General features: G+C 67.1%; 19 protein-coding genes. 5 read left to right on the top strand and 14 right to left on the bottom strand.

Annotated features, from left to right (window positions below; all coding sequences use genetic code 11):
- Window positions 1–3: 3 nt before the first annotated feature.
- The gene (locus tag AAHM44_RS18400; protein ID WP_269573259.1) at window positions 4–534 is read right to left on the bottom strand and encodes a hypothetical protein; all 531 of its coding nucleotides are present in this window, start codon (window positions 532–534) and stop codon (window positions 4–6) included.
- 98 nt (window positions 535–632) lie between these two features.
- Here AAHM44_RS18400 and AAHM44_RS18395 point away from each other — a divergent pair, with 98 nt between their 5' ends.
- Window positions 633–2,003 (top strand): glycoside hydrolase family 47 protein, encoded by a 1,371-nt coding sequence (locus AAHM44_RS18395; protein ID WP_342250882.1) that lies wholly within the window; start codon window positions 633–635, stop codon window positions 2,001–2,003.
- Between the two features lie 172 nt (window positions 2,004–2,175).
- Window positions 2,176–3,639, top strand: coding sequence for an ATP-binding protein (locus tag AAHM44_RS18390; RefSeq protein ID WP_342250881.1), 1,464 nt, complete (start codon window positions 2,176–2,178; stop codon window positions 3,637–3,639).
- Here the strand turns inward: AAHM44_RS18390 and AAHM44_RS18385 are convergent.
- Together AAHM44_RS18385 and AAHM44_RS18380 are read right to left on the bottom strand one after the other, a co-directional pair.
- A complete protein-coding gene (locus AAHM44_RS18385) occupies window positions 3,636–4,553 on the bottom strand; it encodes an alpha/beta fold hydrolase (protein ID WP_342250880.1) in 918 nt (305 codons plus the stop codon). The genes AAHM44_RS18390 and AAHM44_RS18385 overlap by 4 nt on opposite strands.
- Window positions 4,554–4,561: 8 nt before the next feature.
- A complete protein-coding gene (locus tag AAHM44_RS18380) occupies window positions 4,562–6,388 on the bottom strand; it encodes an ABCB family ABC transporter ATP-binding protein/permease (protein ID WP_342250879.1) in 1,827 nt (608 codons plus the stop codon).
- A gap of 80 nt (window positions 6,389–6,468) precedes the next feature.
- Between AAHM44_RS18380 and AAHM44_RS18375 the strand changes: the two genes are divergently transcribed.
- Window positions 6,469–6,708 carry a hypothetical protein gene (locus AAHM44_RS18375; RefSeq protein ID WP_269573264.1) on the top strand — a complete coding sequence of 80 codons (240 nt, stop codon included), beginning with the start codon at window positions 6,469–6,471 and terminating at the stop codon, window positions 6,706–6,708.
- A gap of 57 nt (window positions 6,709–6,765) precedes the next feature.
- A complete protein-coding gene (locus AAHM44_RS18370; protein ID WP_342250878.1) occupies window positions 6,766–7,119 on the top strand; it encodes a hypothetical protein in 354 nt (117 codons plus the stop codon).
- Here AAHM44_RS18370 and AAHM44_RS18365 read toward each other — a convergent pair.
- The 6 genes from AAHM44_RS18365 to AAHM44_RS18340 all read right to left on the bottom strand — a co-directional run bounded on the left by AAHM44_RS18365 (window position 7,116) and on the right by AAHM44_RS18340 (window position 12,709).
- Window positions 7,116–7,670 carry a hypothetical protein gene (locus AAHM44_RS18365; RefSeq protein ID WP_342250877.1) on the bottom strand — a complete coding sequence of 185 codons (555 nt, stop codon included), beginning with the start codon at window positions 7,668–7,670 and terminating at the stop codon, window positions 7,116–7,118. The two genes, AAHM44_RS18370 and AAHM44_RS18365, sit on opposite strands and share 4 nt — an antisense overlap.
- A 67-nt stretch (window positions 7,671–7,737) precedes the next feature.
- Window positions 7,738–8,688, bottom strand: a complete 951-nt coding sequence (locus AAHM44_RS18360; protein WP_342250876.1) for a phytoene/squalene synthase family protein — start codon at window positions 8,686–8,688, stop codon at window positions 7,738–7,740.
- Window positions 8,685–9,266, bottom strand: a complete 582-nt coding sequence (locus tag AAHM44_RS18355) for an LOG family protein (RefSeq protein ID WP_269573268.1) — start codon at window positions 9,264–9,266, stop codon at window positions 8,685–8,687. The genes AAHM44_RS18360 and AAHM44_RS18355 overlap by 4 nt, the downstream gene beginning before the upstream one ends.
- A gap of 67 nt (window positions 9,267–9,333) precedes the next feature.
- Window positions 9,334–10,812 carry a phytoene desaturase gene (locus tag AAHM44_RS18350; protein ID WP_342250875.1) on the bottom strand — a complete coding sequence of 493 codons (1,479 nt, stop codon included), beginning with the start codon at window positions 10,810–10,812 and terminating at the stop codon, window positions 9,334–9,336.
- Window positions 10,809–11,972 carry a lycopene beta-cyclase CrtY gene (gene crtY, locus AAHM44_RS18345; RefSeq protein ID WP_342250874.1) on the bottom strand — a complete coding sequence of 388 codons (1,164 nt, stop codon included), beginning with the start codon at window positions 11,970–11,972 and terminating at the stop codon, window positions 10,809–10,811. The genes AAHM44_RS18350 and crtY overlap by 4 nt, the downstream gene beginning before the upstream one ends.
- Before the next feature lie 122 nt (window positions 11,973–12,094).
- Window positions 12,095–12,709 (bottom strand): glutathione binding-like protein, encoded by a 615-nt coding sequence (locus tag AAHM44_RS18340; protein ID WP_342250873.1) that lies wholly within the window; start codon window positions 12,707–12,709, stop codon window positions 12,095–12,097.
- A 61-nt stretch (window positions 12,710–12,770) separates the two neighbouring features.
- On the opposite strand from AAHM44_RS18340, the gene AAHM44_RS18335 reads away from it, so the two are divergent.
- On the top strand, window positions 12,771–13,370 hold the full coding sequence (locus AAHM44_RS18335; protein ID WP_269573272.1) for a TetR/AcrR family transcriptional regulator: 600 nt from the start codon (window positions 12,771–12,773) through the stop codon (window positions 13,368–13,370).
- On the opposite strand, the gene AAHM44_RS18330 is transcribed toward AAHM44_RS18335, so the two are convergent.
- From AAHM44_RS18330 to tldD, 5 genes are all read right to left on the bottom strand, one after another.
- A complete protein-coding gene (locus AAHM44_RS18330; protein ID WP_269573273.1) occupies window positions 13,367–13,570 on the bottom strand; it encodes a putative signal transducing protein in 204 nt (67 codons plus the stop codon). The two genes, AAHM44_RS18335 and AAHM44_RS18330, sit on opposite strands and share 4 nt — an antisense overlap.
- Complete coding sequence (locus AAHM44_RS18325; RefSeq protein ID WP_342250872.1) at window positions 13,570–14,121, bottom strand: pyridoxamine 5'-phosphate oxidase family protein; 552 nt, start codon at window positions 14,119–14,121, stop codon at window positions 13,570–13,572. Before AAHM44_RS18325 ends, AAHM44_RS18330 begins: the two co-directional genes overlap by 1 nt.
- Window positions 14,122–14,130: 9 nt before the next feature.
- Window positions 14,131–15,063, bottom strand: a complete 933-nt coding sequence (locus tag AAHM44_RS18320) for a DUF5996 family protein (protein WP_342250871.1) — start codon at window positions 15,061–15,063, stop codon at window positions 14,131–14,133.
- A gap of 9 nt (window positions 15,064–15,072) precedes the next feature.
- Window positions 15,073–15,576 carry a CPBP family glutamic-type intramembrane protease gene (locus tag AAHM44_RS18315; RefSeq protein WP_342250870.1) on the bottom strand — a complete coding sequence of 168 codons (504 nt, stop codon included), beginning with the start codon at window positions 15,574–15,576 and terminating at the stop codon, window positions 15,073–15,075.
- A partial coding sequence (gene tldD, locus AAHM44_RS18310) for a metalloprotease TldD (protein ID WP_342250869.1) occupies window positions 15,573–16,921 on the bottom strand: 1,349 nt, incomplete at its 5' end. The genes tldD and AAHM44_RS18315, both read right to left, overlap by 4 nt.

Below are 16,921 nucleotides of genomic sequence, written 5' to 3'. Positions count from 1 at the left end.
AGGCTATTCGCACGGAACTCCGTCCTCGGGCTTCCAAGGGACCAGCGTGAAGTCGCTCACTTCGATCGCGCTGATCGCATAGGGCCAATGCTCGATGCTCGGCTTGCCCGGCATCACCAGACAGACATCGGTGGGAGCGGCCTGGCCCCGGGCGGTGATCCTGGCGCGATAGACGAGCGCCTGAGCATAGCCGTTATGGATGACCAGCATCGCATGGTCGGAGCCGGCTACGCCCAGGAAACGGAAACGGATCTTGCCGGCATCCGGCACCGGCGGGGCAGGCAGTTCGAGATCTTCCGGAAATGCCTGGCCTTCGGTGACAGGCGCCTTGGGCGGCTCCAGCCCCAGGAAATGCGCGCCGACCGCAGTTTCGAACCGGGTGGGTATCGCCGGTGCCTTCCGGGGCGCAACCGGCTTGCCGCTGTCGAGCGTGAAGGTGACTTCGTCGCCGATCGCAAGCTTTACGCCCTGCGCCGCGGCGGGGCTCGCCACCACCATCATTGCAGTGCCCAATATCCATGACGTGCCGCGCATCGCACTGTCCTCCCCCTGTTTCCGCGCAACTATCCGTCAGCCGCCAGGCACCGGCAAGCAGGGTTTGCACCGGCACGGGCGCGCGCTAGCCTGACGCCATGTCCAGCTTTCGCATCGGCCGTCGCGGCCTGATCGCCGGTGGCGCCGCCGCGCTGCTTCCCCTGCCCGCCACGGCCAAGGAGGACTGGCGCGCGCTGGCCGGCGAAGTGCGCGAGAGCATGCGCTGGGCCTGGCGGAACTACCGCGAGAAAGCCTGGGGCAAGGACCAGATCATGCCGGTCTCGGGCGGGTCCGAGAGCTTCTCGATCAAGGGGACGCATGTCGGGCTCAGCCTGATCGAGGCGCTCGACACGCTTTGGCTGATGGAGCTGGACGCCGAGTTCAAGGACGGGGTGGACTGGATCCACGCCAATCTCGATTTCGACGTGGACGGCGAAGTCTCGGTGTTCGAGACGATCATCCGGCTGGTCGGCGGGTTGCTCTCGGCGCATCTCGCCAGCGGCGACAAGCTGCTGCTCGCCAGGGCGAAGGACCTGGCCGACCGGCTGATGCCGAGCTTCGACCATTCGCCGATCGGGCTGCCGCACCGCTTCATCAACCTGAAGACCGGGGCGCTGCGCGATCCGATCACCAACCCGGCCGAAGTGGGCAGCTGCATCACCGAGTTCGGCACGCTGAGCCGGCTGACCGGCGATCAGCGCTATCACAAGGCCGCCAAGCGGGCGATGGTCGCGCTGTTCGGGCGGCGCTCGGAGATCGGGCTGATGCCGGATTCGTTCGACTGCATGACCGGCGAGTGGAAGAGCCGCCGCGCGACGATCGGCCCGCCCTCGGACAGCTACTACGAATATCTGTGGGACGGCTGGCAGCTGTTCGGCGACCGCGAGTTCCTGGTGATGTACAAGAGCTGCACCGCGGCGATCCTGGAGAACCAGAAGGCCGAGTTGAACGGCGATACCTGGTTCGTCGATGTCGATTTCGAGACCGGCAAGCGGATCAACTGGGAGCAGGACGAGCTTTCGTCCTTCTATGGCGGGCTGCTCGCCCAGGGCGGCGATACCGCGGCGGGCGAAGCCTATACCCGCAGCTGGGACAAGGTGCAGGCGAAGTTCGGCATCCTGCCCGAGGGCTATGACGCCGAAAAGGGCACGCCGACCACCAAGACCAATGCGCTGCGCCCCGAACTGGCCGATGCCGCGTTCAACCACTGGCTGCTCGACCGCAAGGAGGAATGGCGCGCGCTGGTCGCCCGGCATTTCCGGGCGATGCAGCAGTGGAACAAGGCCGCGTTCGGCTATGCGACCATGGCGGATGTCACCACCAAGGCGCAGGCGGACCATTGCCCGGGCTACTGGTGGTCAGAGCAGATGAAATATTACTGGCTGATCTTCTCCGATTGCCGCCGCTTCGATTACCGGAAGAACTATCTCTCGACCGAGGGGAATGTGCTGCTGGGGTTCAAGCGCTGACCTTTACCTCGTCACCCCGGGCCTGACCCGGGGTCCCGCTGCCCTATATCGCCGCCAGAAGCGGGCCCCCGGCTCAAGGCCGGGGTGACGATTGAGACGCAGGCGTATCGCTCACAGCTTTTCCACCGATGCCGCTTGCCCCCATCCCTCTCCATGCGCCAAAGCGGATGGGATGACGGTACGCGTGGACATGGGGCAGGACGGCAAGGGTGATGCCGTCGCCATGGATCTCGAGGAGCTGCTGGCGACGCGCTTGCTCGTCCAGGGCAATTCGGGGTCTGGCAAATCGCACCTGCTGCGCCGCCTGCTCGAGAAGAGCGCCGGCCATGTCCAGCAGGTGATCATCGATCCCGAGGGCGATTTCGTCACGCTGAGCGACCGATATGGCCATATCTCGATCGAGGCCGCCGATTACAGCGAGCGCGAGATCGCCCGCTTCGCCACCCGCATCCGCGAGCATCGGGCGTCGGTGGTACTCAGCCTGGAGGGGCTGGAGGCCGAGGGGCAGATGAAATGCGCCGCGGCATTCCTCAACGCGATGTTCGATGCCCCGCGCGACCATTGGTACCCGGCGTTGGTGGTGGTCGATGAGGCTCAGCTGTTCGCACCTTCGGGCGGCGGCGAGGTTGCCGAGGATGTGCGCCGCGCCTCGTTGAGCGCGATGACCAACCTGATGTGCCGCGGGCGCAAGCGCGGCCTTGCCGGCGTGATCGCCACCCAGCGCCTGGCCAAGCTCGCCAAGAACGTCGCGGCCGAGGCGTCGAACTTCCTGATGGGGCGCACCTTCCTCGATATCGACATGGCCCGCGCCGCCGACCTGCTCGGCATGGAGCGCCGCCAGGCCGAGGCGATCCGCGACCTGGCCCGCGGGCATTTCCTGGCGCTTGGCCCCGCGGTATCGCGCCGGCCGATCTCGGTGCAGATCGGCCCGGTCGAGACCAGCGCGCGCAGCGGCAGCCCCAAGCTGACTCCGCTGCCCGAGGCCCCCTCCGCCGAGCTCAAGGACCTGCTGCTGGCGCCCGCCGAGCCCGAATGGACGCCGCCGACGCCCCCGGCTCCTTCCGCCCCGCCCCAGCTCGCCAGCGATCGCCTGCTCGAGGCGCTCGCCCGCTCGACGCCGGCGCGCGAGGAAATCCCGGACGTCGATCCGGAGGAAGCGGCGCAGAAGATCGCCGAGGTGCTGCGCGACATCACCGCCGACGAGGAAAGCACCTATCGTTCGCCGTCCGTGCTGTACCAGGACTTCCTGGTCCGCTGCCGGATGGTCGGGCTCGCACGGCCGCCGCTCGATCTGTCCAGCTTCGTGCGCCGGCTCTCGGCGGCACGGGCCGGCATTCACGGCGACCCCGACGACGACTGGGCGCAGGCGCTCGAAGCGGCGCGGGCACTGCCCGACGACATGCTCGGCCCGTTCCTGCTGGTGGCGCGTGCCGCGCGCGAGGGCGCACCGTGCCCGAGCGACACGGAGATCGCGGCGACCTATGGCACCAGCTCGCTCGGCCGCGTCCGCCGCCTGCTCCAATATATCGAGAGCAAGGAGCTGTTCGTGACGCGCACCGACCTGTCGGGCAAGCGCTCGATCACCATCCCGCGACTGGGCTGGACCACCCAGCCGGCGGAGATCGGCAGCAGCTAGAGCCCGCGCAGCCAGGCTTCGGTTGCGTCGACATGCGTCACCGGGAGCATATGGCCGCCGTCGAGCAGCGCGACCGTACCGTTCTGGACATCCGACGCGGTCTTGCGGCCGTGCAACTCGGGATCGAGCAGCGCGTCCTGCCGGCCGTAAAGGATCGAGACCGGAATCGCGATTTCGCCATAGCGCGGCGCCTGGACCTGCATTGCCCCGGGTGCATGATCGATCTCGAAACAACCCATCTGGAAGCTCGCCGGGCGGATGGCGAGCGCGCCGCCGGCCTTGACCGGGAAATCCTCGGGCAGCGAATCGGGAGCGAAGACGGCCGTCGTCTTGGCCTTGCCGGTGCGCATTGAGAGCGGCACCGCGATCGTCCAGGCGATCAGCGGGCGAAGCGGCGCAGGTATCACCAGGCCCTTGAGCGGCGCGGGTGCTTCGTCGATTGGCTGGGTGAGCGGGGCGATCAGGCCTAGGCCGCGCACCGCCTGCGGATGGCGCAGCGCCAGCGCCAGGCTGACCGCACCGCCCATCGAATGACCGACCAGCAAGGGCTTTTCCAGCCCGAGCTTCGCGATCGCCGCGGCGACGGCATCGGCCTGTGCGTTCAGGTCGAGGCGCGGGCCGGTGAGCGTGGAATAGCCCCAGCCCGGACGATCCATCACGATGACGTGGTGATCGGCGGCGAGGCGGCCGGCGAGCGCATAGGTGAAGACGCGCAGCTGGCTCATGATGCCGTGGATCATCACGATCACCGGGGCATCGGCCGGGCCCATCTCGACGACATGCATCCGCACGCCGGGCACTTCGACCTGGCGGCCGTCCATCGGCACCCAGCGCTCGACCCCGCGCGCGACATAGCCGGACCAGAGAACGAGCGCAGCGATCACCACCGCCAGCGCAACCAGGAACCAGATCATCGCCCCTCCTATTCGGCGGGGACTTCCTCTCCGCCCTCGGCCTCACGCTCCTGCGCCTGCCGCGCCCACATTTCGGCATAGAGACCGTTTTTGCGCAAGAGCTGGGCATGCGTGCCCTGCTCGGCCACCCGGCCTGCCTCGAGCACGATGATCCGGTCGGCATGTACGACCGTGGAAAGCCGGTGCGCGATGACGATGGTGGTGCGGCCATGCTCGATCGCCTCGAGCGTCGCCTGGATATCCGCCTCGGTACGGCTGTCGAGTGCGCTGGTCGCTTCGTCGAGGATCAGGATCGGCGGGTTCTTCACCAGCGTGCGTGCAATGGCGACGCGCTGCTTCTCGCCGCCGGAAAGCTTGAGCCCGCGTTCACCGACCCGCGTCTCGAAACCGTCGGGCAGCGACTGGATGAAGCCGGCGATCGCGGCACCGCGCGCAGCGGCGGCGATTTCGTCGGGAGTCGCCCCCTCGCGGCCATAGGCGATGTTGTAGCCGATCGTATCGTTGAACAGCACCGTGTCCTGCGGGACGATGCCGATCGCACCGCGCAGCGACGACTGAGTCACGTCGCGGATATCCTGCCCATCGATGGTGATGCGGCCGCCGGTGACGTCATAGAAGCGGTACATCAGCCGTGCGAGCGTCGACTTGCCGGCGCCCGAGGGGCCGACCACCGCAACGGTGGCGCCGGCCGGAATGTCGAGATCGACGCCCTTCAGGATCTCGCGGTCCGGATCATAGCCGAAATGCACGCCTTCGAAGCGGACATGGCCGCTGGCGATGGCGAGCGGCACCGCGTTCGGCGCGTCCTTCACCTCGGCGGCGCTGTCGAGCAGGTCGAACATCGATCCCATGTCGATCACACCCTGGCGGATCGTGCGATAGACCCAGCCCAGCATGTCGAGCGGGCGGAAGAGCTGGCTGAGCAGCGTCGAGACCAGCACCACGTCGCCCGCGGTGAACTTGCCCGAGGACCAGCCGAAGACGACCAGCGCCATGCCCGCGCCGAGCATGGTGTTGGTGATCAGCGCCTGACCGATATTGAGCCAGGCCAGACTGTTCTCGCTGGTGGTCGCCGCGCGGGCATAGGCGGTGACGGCATTCTCATAGCGCCGCGCCTCGCGCTCCTCGGCGTTGAAATACTTCACCGTCTCGAAGTTGAGCAGCGAATCGACGGCATGGGCGACCGCGCCGGTATCGAGATCGTTCATCTTCTCGCGCAGCTTCGAGCGCCAATCGGTCACCCAGCGGGTGAAGGCAATGTAGAGCACGACCATCGCCATGGTGCCCGCGACCAGCCACACGCCGTAGCGCGTCCAGAAGATGCCGACCACGAGCGCGAGTTCGAGGATCGTCGGGGCGATGTTGAACAGGAGGAAATAGAGCATCGTGTCGATGCTCTTGGTGCCGCGCTCGACCACCTTGGTGATCGCGCCGGTGCGCCGCTCGAGATGGAAGCGCAGACTCAGCTGGTGCAGATGCCGGAACACATCGGCAGCGAGGCGGCGCGTGGCATCCTGCCCCACCTTCTCGAACACCGCGTTGCGGAGATTGTCGAACAGCACCGTGCCGAAACGGGCGAGCGCATAGCCGGTGACCAGCGCCACCACGAGCCAAACCGCGTCGCGTGACCCGCCCGCCATCCGGTCGATCGCCCCCTGCAGCGCGAAGGGCGCGCCATAGACCTGGACCAGCTTGGAGATGACGACGAGCCCGAGCGCGATGACGATGCGCACGCGCAGACCGGCCGCGTTCCTGGGCCAGAGATAGGGAAGGAAACGCCGCAGCGTGGCGAGCATCGGGCGCTCGCCGGCGGGTGCATCGGAATTGGAAGCCATCACGCGTGATTTGGGGCGCTCGGCGCCGCGATGCAACGGTTGGACGCGCGAGCCGTTGTTAACCTTTGAAGGAGGCGGCGATGGACCAGGTCTTCTATCTGCTCGCGATCATGGGTTGCAGCGACGACAATCTCGACTGCCGGCAGGCGCGGATCGAGCCCGCGCGCTACACCAGCTTTGCGCGTTGCCAGGAGGCGGTGGCCGATGCTTTGCGCCGCAATACCGACCTCGATTACCCGGTAATCGCCGGCGCCTGCCAGCGCCAGACGCCGGAAATGGCACGCCAGGGCGCCCCGAAACTGGACGGCAAAGGCCGCTAGCACCACCTTCCCGTTTCATTTATGTTGCAGATGCGAAACTGTTTCGGGGGAAACGGAATGAAGCAGCTGCTTGGTGTCGTGGTGGGACTTGCCGTGGGGATTGGGGTGATCCTGGGCCTGCGCTGGATCGGGATGCATTATGCGATCCCCGAGGATTTCATGCCTGGCATGAACCCATCTCCGCAGACGATCACCGTCGGCAGCTGGGCGCTCGGCGCGCTGGCAGGCGGCGTGGCGGCGGTGCGGATCGCCGGCACCCCAGCAAGCGGCTGGATCGTCGCGCTGCTGGCGATCGGCTTCGCGCTGATCCAGAGCCTGATCGCGCCCCATCCGCTCTGGATGCAGTTCGCAGCAGTTGCGGCACCGCTGCTCGCAGGCGCCATCGTCTCCGGAATCGCGCGGCCGGCCTAGCCTCCGGCCCGCTGGAGCTGCCAGACTTCTCCGTCTGCGGACTGGAGGACCAGCATATTGCCCTGGCGGCGCACCGCATAGACGTCGACACGCCCGGGTTCGCGCGTCTCATCGCCCGTGCCGTCGCAATCGAGGCTGAGCGCCCGGACGGACTCGCTCTTCAGCACCAGCCGGCCATCGGCATAGCTGGCCATGCCGTCGCGGCGCGTGCCTTCGCGGATCTCGCAGTCATTGGTCGGCGAAGCGGTGCGGCGCTTCTCGGTCAGCCATTTGAAGCGGCCATCGGGCTGGATGCGCAGGCTGACCATATAATGGACCTGCATCGGCACTTCCTCGTCGCGCAGCACGGTGCTGGTCACCGGCCCCCGCCCGGTGACCATGCCGCGGCCGGCAAGCGAAGCAGTCGGCCGATCGCGGAGCACCGGCACGCGCACCAGCTGGGTGCGCGTGGACGTCTGATCCCATTGCCCAGCCAGTTCGGAAGCACCCTGGGGCGCATCCTGCGCAGCGACAAGCGCCAGGCAAGCGAGCGGGAAAAGGAGGATACGCATGGCGAGCGGGTTCCCCATCCGCGGGCGTTCGTCTTCCGTCCCGCGACCAAGCCGGCGGCGGCCGCGTTCAATCGGGACGCGGGCGGGTCCAGAGATCGGGATCGCGCGGTGCAGCGGGATAGAGATCCCGGCGGCGCAGCGCCTGCCACCAGGACCGGGCGATCCAGCCGAGCTTCTCGAAGCCCGACGTGGAGACCCGGTGATCCCATGCATGTTCACCGCGTGCGGCAACCTTCTCGGCAATCGCGCCATAGATGCCGGTCGCGGCGAGCACCGCCCAGGCCGAGCGAAAGCCGAGCTTCGGGGTGCCGACACGGGCGCTCGCGGCATAGTCCTCCGCTCCCCGCGCCAGCCGCCCGGCCAACACGGCAAGGCGCTGGCGGAAGGGCGGCTTCATGTGCTGGCCGGGCGGGATATCCATCTCGACCAGCCAGTCATCGGGCAGATAGCAGCGCGCGATCCGGTCGTCCGCCTCGATATCGCGGGCGATATTGGCGAGCTGGAAGGCGATGCCGAGATCACAGGCGCGATCAAGTGTCGCGTCGTCGTCGGGCGACACGCCCATGATGATCGCCATCATGCAGCCGACCGAGCCCGCGACATGATAGCAATAGCGATAGAGATCCACCTCGTGCCGGGGATGCCACTCGTCGGCGTCGAGCGCGAAGCCCTCTACCAGGTCCCAGACGAAACGGTGCGGGATGCCGGCCTCGGCCACGACGATGCGCAGTGCGTCGAACGCCGGATCACCGATCCACTGTCCATCCAGCGCCGCTTGCGTGAGCAGGCGGATGCGGGCGAGCCCCGCCTGCCTGTCGCTTTCGCTGGCGCCGTGGCCATGATCCTGGCCGTCGGCAAGATCGTCACAGGCGCGGCACCAGGCATAGAGCAGCCAGGCGCGCTCACGCGTCCTGCGGTCGAACAGCCGGCTGGCGGCCGAGAAGCTGCCCGAACCGCGCGCGATCGATTCCTGCGCGGTCGCGACGAGCGCGGCACGCGAAGGAAGCGTGGAACTCACAGATCGCCGCGTCGCATCTGCACGATCGTCTCGACCGGCTTGGCCGCGACCATCTTGTCGAGCAGCCCTTCGAGCGTGCTGTCAACGATCAGCATGTTCTGATGCTGCGGGCGGACGAAGCCGACCTGGCCCATATGCTCCCAAAACTCGACGAGCTTGTCATAATAGCCGGCGATGTTGAGCAGGCCGACCGGATCGGTGTGATAGCCGAGCTGCGCCCAGCTGAGCGCTTCCCACAGCTCGTCCATCGTGCCGGTGCCGCCGGGCAGGTTGATGAAACCGTCGGCGATGTCGGTGAAGCGCGCCTTGCGCTCGTGCATGGTAGCGACGACGTGCAGCTCGGTGCAACCGCGATGCGCGACTTCGGCATTGACCAGCAGCTCGGGGATCACGCCGATCACTTCACCGCCCGCCTCCAGCGCCGAATCCGCCACCGCGCCCATCAGGCCGAGCTTGCCGCCGCCATAGACGATGCCGATGTTCCGCTCCGCCAGCGTGCGCCCGACATGGCGCGCGGCCTCGATATAGACGGGATCGGCCGGGCTGGCCGAACCGCAATAGACTGCGACGCGCTTCATATTCTGGTCTTTCCGAAAGCCATGGATCGCCCCGCATTCGGCCAGAACGCGCTTCGGGGCAAGTCGATCACTTGCCGTCCCCAAGCATCAGCGCCGCGGTTGCCTTGGCACTGCCGACCACGCCGGGGATGCCCGCGCCCGGATGGGTACCGGCGCCGACGAAGAAGAGGTTGTGGATCGCATCGTCGCGATTGTGGGTGCGGAACCAGGCGCTCTGGGTAAGGATCGGCTCGAGGCTGAAGGCCGAGCCCATATGCGCACCGAGATCGTCGCGGAAATCGGGAGGCGCGTAGCTGAACTTCGTCACGATCCGATCCTTGAGGTCGGGGATCAGCCGACGCTGGATCTCAGCGAGGATGCGCTCCTCGAGGATCGGGGCGATCTCGTCCCAATTGGCCGGGAACTTGCCGAGATGGGGCACCGGAGCGAGTGCGTAGAAGGTCGCATGCCCCTCCGGCGCCATCGCCGGATCGCTGGCGCTGGGATGATGGAGATAGAGCGAAAAGTCCTCGCTCAGCACGCCATGCTCGAAAATGTCCTCGAGCAGCCCCTGGTAGCGCGGGCCGAACAGGATCGAGTGGTGCGGGATGTCCGGAAAGGTCCCGCGCACCCCGAAATGGACGACGAACAGCGAAGGCGAGAAGCGCTTGCGCTGCAGGCGCTGCGCCGCGCGCTGGCTGGAACGCGAGCCCTTGAGCAGGTCGCGATAGCTGTGGACCACATCCGCGTTGCAGGCCACGGCATCGACCTGCAGCTCATAGCCGCTCATCGTCCGCACCCCGGTGACGAGATCGCCGAGCGTCTCGATTCGCGCGACCGGATCGCCGAGCCGGATCGTGCCGCCAAGCCGTTCGAAATGGCGAACCATCGCGGCGACCAGCTGATTGGTACCGCCTTCGGCCCACCAGACCCCGCTCTTGCGCTCCAGCTGGTGGATCAGCGCGTAGATAGAGCTGGCAGTCATCGGATTGCCGCCGACGAGCAGCGTGTGGAAGGAAAATGCCTGGCGCAGCTTCTCGTTGCGGATGAAGCTCGCGACCTTGGCGTAGACCGACCGCCAGGCGCCGTATTTGGCGAGCGCGGGCGCGGCGCGGACCATCGACATGAAGTCCTGGAACGCGACATGGCCGAGCTTCACATAGCCTTCCTCGTACACGCCGGCGGAATATTCGAGGAAACGGCCATAGCCGGCGACATCCTGCGGCTCGAGCCGGGCGATCTCGGCGGCAAGCGCATGATCGTCGCTGGAATAGTCGAAGCGCGTGCCATCGGGCCAGAACAGCCGGTAGAAGGGCGTGACCGGCATGAGCCTGACGTCATCGGCCATGCGGCGACCGGAGAGCTGCCAGAGCTCCTCCAGCACTTCCGGCGCGGTGATGACAGTGGGCCCCGCATCGAAGGTGAAGCCGTCGCGCTCCCAGAAATAGGCGCGACCACCGGGCTTGTCGCGCGCTTCCAGCACCACGGTCTCGACACCCGCCGATTGCAGTCGGATCGCCAGGGCCAGCCCGCCGAGCCCGGCACCCACCACCGCGGCGCGCTTCACCGGTACGATTCCCGGATCGCCGACAGCGCGCGGCCGACCGGCACCGGCGGTTTGCCCGAGACGATGCGCAGCCGGTCGAGCAGGGTCGAATGGCCGGCATAGAAGCGGCCGATCAGCTGGGGATCGAGACGATAGAAGCGCTGCAGCACGCGGTAACGCTCCTCGGGTTCGGCGGCCTTGAACAACATGGCGGCCAGCATGCGGTAGAAATGGCGGCGGCGCCACGTCGATCGCGCGAAATCATGAAGAAGATTGTGCAGCGCAGCGCCGCCGAGATCGCTGGCGGCGGCTACCAGCGTGGCGGTGCGCACCGCATCGGGCAGCGTATAGCTGGTCAGCGGGTGGAACAGGCCGGCACGACTGCCCGCCTTGGCGACCTTGTCGCCGCCGGCACGCCAATACGCCTCGAAACTGCCGCCCATCACCACCGGCAGCACGCCGCCTTCCTCCCGGACGATACGATCGACCTTCCAGCCGCGCCCCTCCGCATAGGCATCAAGCCGGCTGCCGAGCAGCACAGGATCGAGATCGGGCGTGTCGCTGTAATAGGTATCCTCGGCGAAGACACCGGTAGTCGAGAAGGGCAAGGCGTAGAGGAAGCGATAGCCATCGAGCTGCTCGACCGTCGCGTCCATCACCACCGGGCGCTCGAGATGATGCTCGCCGCGCAATTCCAGCTCGCGGCCGTAGAATTTCTGCCAGCCGCAATGGAGCATCGAGAGATCGCCGGGGCCACGGCAATCGATCACCCCTTTCGCCTCGATCCGGTCGCCATCGGCGAGGAGGACGGCGGTGGGCGTGACTTCGGCGACGTCGCGCCGGGTCATCGCCGCCTGCTCAGGCAGATCGCCGCGGACGACCTGGTCGAACCGGCGCGATTCGATCGAATAATAGCCGGTGCGCAGCGTCCGCGAGACCGCGGGAAAGGCGACGTCATAGCTGCGCCAGCCATGGCAGATCAGCGGCGCGGTCAGCCAGCGATCGGCCGGCGCGACATCGCTGGCGAAGAAGGACCAGAGATGGTTGCCCCCGATCCGGCTGCTGCCCTCGACGATGCGGACATCGACATCGGGCCGCCGCCGGCGCAGCGCGAGCGCGATCAGGCCGCCGGCAAGTCCCCCGCCGACAATCGCCACGTCGCAGTTGATCGTTGCGGGCATGACACAGGCCTAACCCAGCGATTCGCCCGATTCCAACAAAAATGCCCCTCCCGCACGAGACGGAAGGGGCAGGTGTGGTGGGAGCGACCGCGATGCGGCCACGCCCGGAGCGCGGAAGGGTGTCAGGCGGCCTTGAGCAGCTGCCATTCGGCAGCCATCGCCCGGGCGACCGCGGGCCGGGCGCGCAGCCGCTCGCGATAGGCGGCAAGCACCGGCCAGTCGGCGAGCGGCACCTTGCTGAACTCCGACCAGTTGAGCACCGCGACCAGATAGGCATCGGCGACGGTGAAGCGATCCTGGAGGAATTCGCGGCCCTCCAGATGCTTCGACAGCACGGTGAAGGGCCGGGCGTGGCGCGCGCGCGCTGCTGCCTGCTCGGCTTCCGAATAGCCCTTGCCAAGGATCGGCATGTACACCGCCTTGTGCAGCTCGGTGCTGACGAAGTTCAGCCAGGCGAGCATCCGGTAATGTGCGTCGGAAAAGCCGGTGAAGCTGAGCGCACCCTCGGGCGCCAGCTCGGCGATATAGGTGAGCACCGCCGGCCCTTCGGTGAGGACGAAACCGGTGCCGGTCTCGATCGCCGGAACATAGCCCATCGGCGAAATCTCGGTGAAGTCCCTGCCATCGGCCAGGCGCAAATCCCGGGGCACCTGGACATAATCGGCGTCGAGCCCGGCTTCTTCCAGCGCGATGCGCGCCGCCAGCGAACAGGCGAAAGGGCTGAAATAGAGCTTCATGACGAGTCTCCCTTGTATTTTTGTACGATCTCGCACAAAAATAATCGGGTCAAGGAATTTAATGCGAACCGATACAAAAATAGCCAGCCGGGGCCGTGGAAGGCCGCGCAAGTTCGACGAGGAAGCGGTGCTGCGCGCCGCGCTCCAGCGCTTCCGCACGCTCGGCTATTCGAACACATCGCTCGACGACCTGGCCGAGGCGACGGGAGTGAACCGGCCGAGCCTCTACGCCACCTTCGGCGACAAGAAGGCGCTGTATCTCGCCGGCCTGGCGCGCACCCATGCCAGCGTCGACGCGACCTTCCGGGCGCTCCATGAAGCGGCCTATCCGCCCGAGAAGATGCTCAAGGCACTGTTCATTGGCGCGATCGAAGGGTTCCTGACCGGCGAGGACGGCCCCTCGGGCTGCATCGCGGTGAATACCGCCGCGACCGAGGCGGTGACCGATCCGGACATCCGCGCGGCCCTGGCGGCGTTTGTCGCATTGCAGGATGGCTGGATCGAGAAGCTGATGGCGCAGGCCGGCAGCGCGGATCCGCTGGGCGATGCGCAGATCGCCTCCTCGGTGATCCATTCGCTGAGCACCCGCGCCCGCGCCGGCACGCCGCGCGAGGAGCTGATCCGGATCGCCAAGAAGGCGACGGCACTGCTGCTCGGCTAGACTGCGGCGTCCAGAATCGCGCGGGCGCGCTCGACATCCTCGTCGTCGACCATCACCCGAACCGGGATCAGCAGGTACGAGCCATCTGCGATGCTGGTGCCGGCATCGAACACGAAGCTGGGGATGTCCTCGTCCTCCAGCCGGCCCTGGACGATGAAAGCTTCCTGCCGGTCGAACCGGCCGATCTCGACAAGCGCCATCAGACGGGTTCCTCGCTGGGATTGCGTACCGGCAGGCCGTCGATGCTGTGGGTGCGCACCGCATATTTGGCGAAGCGCGCCGAGGCGCCGTGCTTGACATGATATCTGCTGAGCGTCTCGCGCTCCCGATCGAACGTCATGTGCGGCACTGCCCAGCCGCAGCTGCTCTGCGCGCTGTCCACGCTGACATCGAAGATCTGGCGGGTACCGGGCAACAGCGCGAAATGCGCGGCCAGCTCGGCCCATTCCGGATCCTGGGGCAGCACGGGCTTGCCATGGCCATAGAGGCGCAGGATCAGCGCGGGACTGTCAAAGGCGCAGAACATGATGGTGATGCGGCCATCGGCGATCAGGTGCGCATGCGTCTCGTTGCCCGAGCCGGCAACGTCGAGATAGGCGACGCGGTTGGGTCCCAGCACGCGGAAACAGTCCATGCCCTTGGGGCTGAGGTTCACCCGGCTTTCAGGCGCCGCCGTCGCGACGAAGAACATCGGCTGGCGCGCGATGAAGGCGCAGTGATCGTCGGTGAGCGCATCGAAGAACTCGGCCATGCCGCGTTTCTAGACGATCCGCGGTTTGCGGGGAACACCCGGCGAGCACTCCAGATGCGCACGATCCCATTTGCCGAGATCGGCCGCGGCATCATAGGTCGACTGGAGAAAGCCGAGCAGCATCGCACGCGGGTCCTCCGCGGTACGGACGGCGTCATAGTCGAGCAGCCATTCACCGAGGCCGGTGTCGAAATAGGCCGGGGCCGGCACTTCGGCATCGGCATAACCCTCGGGCGCCGGATAGCCATAGGCGTAGAAGGCCGGTTTCGGAAACGCGTCGCTCCCCGGCCAGAAACCGGCGCTGGCTTCCTCATGGCTATAGGCTTCGCAGGTCACCGCATCGGGCAGGCCGAGGAATCCGCCCGGGTGCTTCGGCGCGGTGCGGCCCGAGAAGCGGGTGACCGCGAGGTCGAAGCTGCCCCAGAAGAAATGGACCGGGCTGGCCTTGCCGAGGAAACCGGTGCGGAACTGCCGGAAGACCCGGTCGATCCAGAGCAGCGCCCGGTGGAAGTCGCGCACCGCTCCGCCATCCCAGGGGCGCTCCGCGGTGTCCTCGACAAAGGGCACCGGATCGGGGACTTCGCTCGGGACGCCATTGAACGCCACCGGCGTGCCCAGCGCGGCCAGCGCGGCGACCAGCGCGGCGTGGAAATCGGCGACGCTTCCGGGCCCGAGCGGGATGCTCGCCTCGCCGCCGCTGTCAGTCGTAAGCCGGAGCTCGCTTTCGAGCAGGTCGAGATCGAGCTGCAGCGTGGCATCGTCGCACGGGATCGGCCCGGTCGTCAGACCCCAGGCCATCGGATAAAGCACGACATGCCAGCTATGGTTGAGCCAGGGGGTATGCGCGAGGCGGACCTTGCCGATGATCTGGGTGATCAGGTGAAGGTGCTGCGCGGTACCGCGCCAGCTGGTCCAGTCGAGTTCGGGAAGCGCCTGGTTCATGCCCTTTTCCTATCCGATCGGCCCGGCGAACAACAGCTTCCACCCCGCGACGATAAGCCAATGCGCGCAGACGCAGGGCCAGATGCTGCCGGTCCCGCGGTAGAGGCGCACGAGCAGAGCGCCGAGCACCGCGACGATCATCAGGAAGCGCCAGTCGAGGAATATCGCCGACCAGGGCGGGCCGAAGGTCAGTGCCTGGAAGGGGTGCCAGAGGACGAACATGCCGACCGCCAGTGCCGCCTGCCATAGCGGGAAAGGGCGATCCGGCGGCGGGACGATCAGGCCGCGGAAAACCAGCTCCTCGCCCAATGCCGGAACCAGCATCAGGGTGAAGAAGACGCCCAGCCAAGGAAGGCCGAAGGGCATCGGATCGAAATGGGCGAGGCCGGTGGCGAAGGCGAGCAGTGCGATGAGGGGCAGCCCCCAGAGCAACTCCCGCCCCACTGCACGCCAGCCACGCGCATCCGGCCAGGTGACGAGCGCCGCGTGGAGGCGACGCCCGGCCCGGATCACGCCGCGGTGCCGCCCACCGTCAGCCCGTCCACCAGCAGCGTCGGCTGGCCGACACCGGCCGGAACGCTCTGCCCGCCCTTGCCGCACATGCCGACGCCTTCATCGAGCGCGAAATCGTTGCCGATGCCGGTGACCTTGTTGAGCACCGTCGGCCCGTCGCCGATCAGCGTCGCGCCCTTGATCGGCGCGCCGAGCTTGCCGTTCTCGATCAGATAGGCCTCGGTGCAGGAGAAGACGAACTTCCCCGAGACGATATCGACCTGCCCGCCACCGAACGACTTGGCGAAGATGCCCTTCTTCACGCGGCTCAGCAGCTCGGCGGGATCGTCCTTGCCGCCCTTCATGAACGTGTTCGTCATGCGGGGCATCGGGGCGTGCTGGAAGGATTCACGACGCCCGTTGCCGGTGGGCGAAACCCCCATCAAACGCGCGTTCAAACGGTCCTGCATATAGCCTTTGAGGATGCCGTCCTCGATCAGGATCGTCTCGCGCGTCGGCGTGCCCTCGTCGTCGATCGACAGCGAACCGCGACGATCCGTCAGCGAACCGTCATCGACCACCGTCACGCCCGGCGCCGCAACCCGCTCGCCGATCCGTCCCGAAAAGGCGGAGGTGCCCTTGCGGTTGAAATCGCCCTCGAGCCCGTGCCCGACCGCCTCGTGCAGCAGCACGCCCGGCCAGCCCGGACCGCACAGCACGGTCATGTCGCCCGCCGGCGCATCGACCGCGTCGAGATTGACCAGCGCCTGGGCCAGCGCCTCGTCGATCGCGCGGTTCCAGGTCTCCGGCTGGAAGAGGTTGTCGTAGAGCGTGCGCCCGCCCAGCCCGAAGCTGCCCGTCTCGCGCCGGCCATTCTGTTCGACCACGATGCTCACATTGAGCCGCACCAGCGGACGGATATCGGTGGCGATGAAGCCGTCCGGCCGGACGATCTCGACCACGCTCCACGAACCGGTGAGCCCGACCGAGACCTGCTGCACCCGCGGATCGCGCGCCCGCGCCGCCGCGTCGATCGACTGGCAGAGGTTCACCTTGTCGGCGAAGGGCACCAGATCGAGCGGATCCTGATGCGTGTAGAGATGGCGGTTATTGCCCTGGGGCGGCGGCGCCTTGCCGGCCTTGCCCGGCTCGATCAGCGCCATCGTCTCCGCCGCGCGGCGGATCGCGGCGGGCGTGATCTCGTTGGCGTGCGCAAAGGCCGTGGTCTCGCCCGACACCGCGCGCAGGCCGAAGCCCGACTGGGTATCGAACGACGCGGTCTTCAGCCGGCCATCGTCGAAGCCGAACGCCTCGGTCTTGCGATACTGGAGATAGAGCTCGCCATCCACGGCGCGGGGCCGCGCCG

The organism is Sphingomonas sp. OTU376, from assembly GCF_038440415.1.
GTDB classification, from domain to species: domain Bacteria; phylum Pseudomonadota; class Alphaproteobacteria; order Sphingomonadales; family Sphingomonadaceae; genus Sphingomonas; species Sphingomonas kyeonggiensis_A.
Note: the sequence above shows the minus strand (reverse complement) of the source record. Positions and strands in the feature narration are given on the sequence as shown.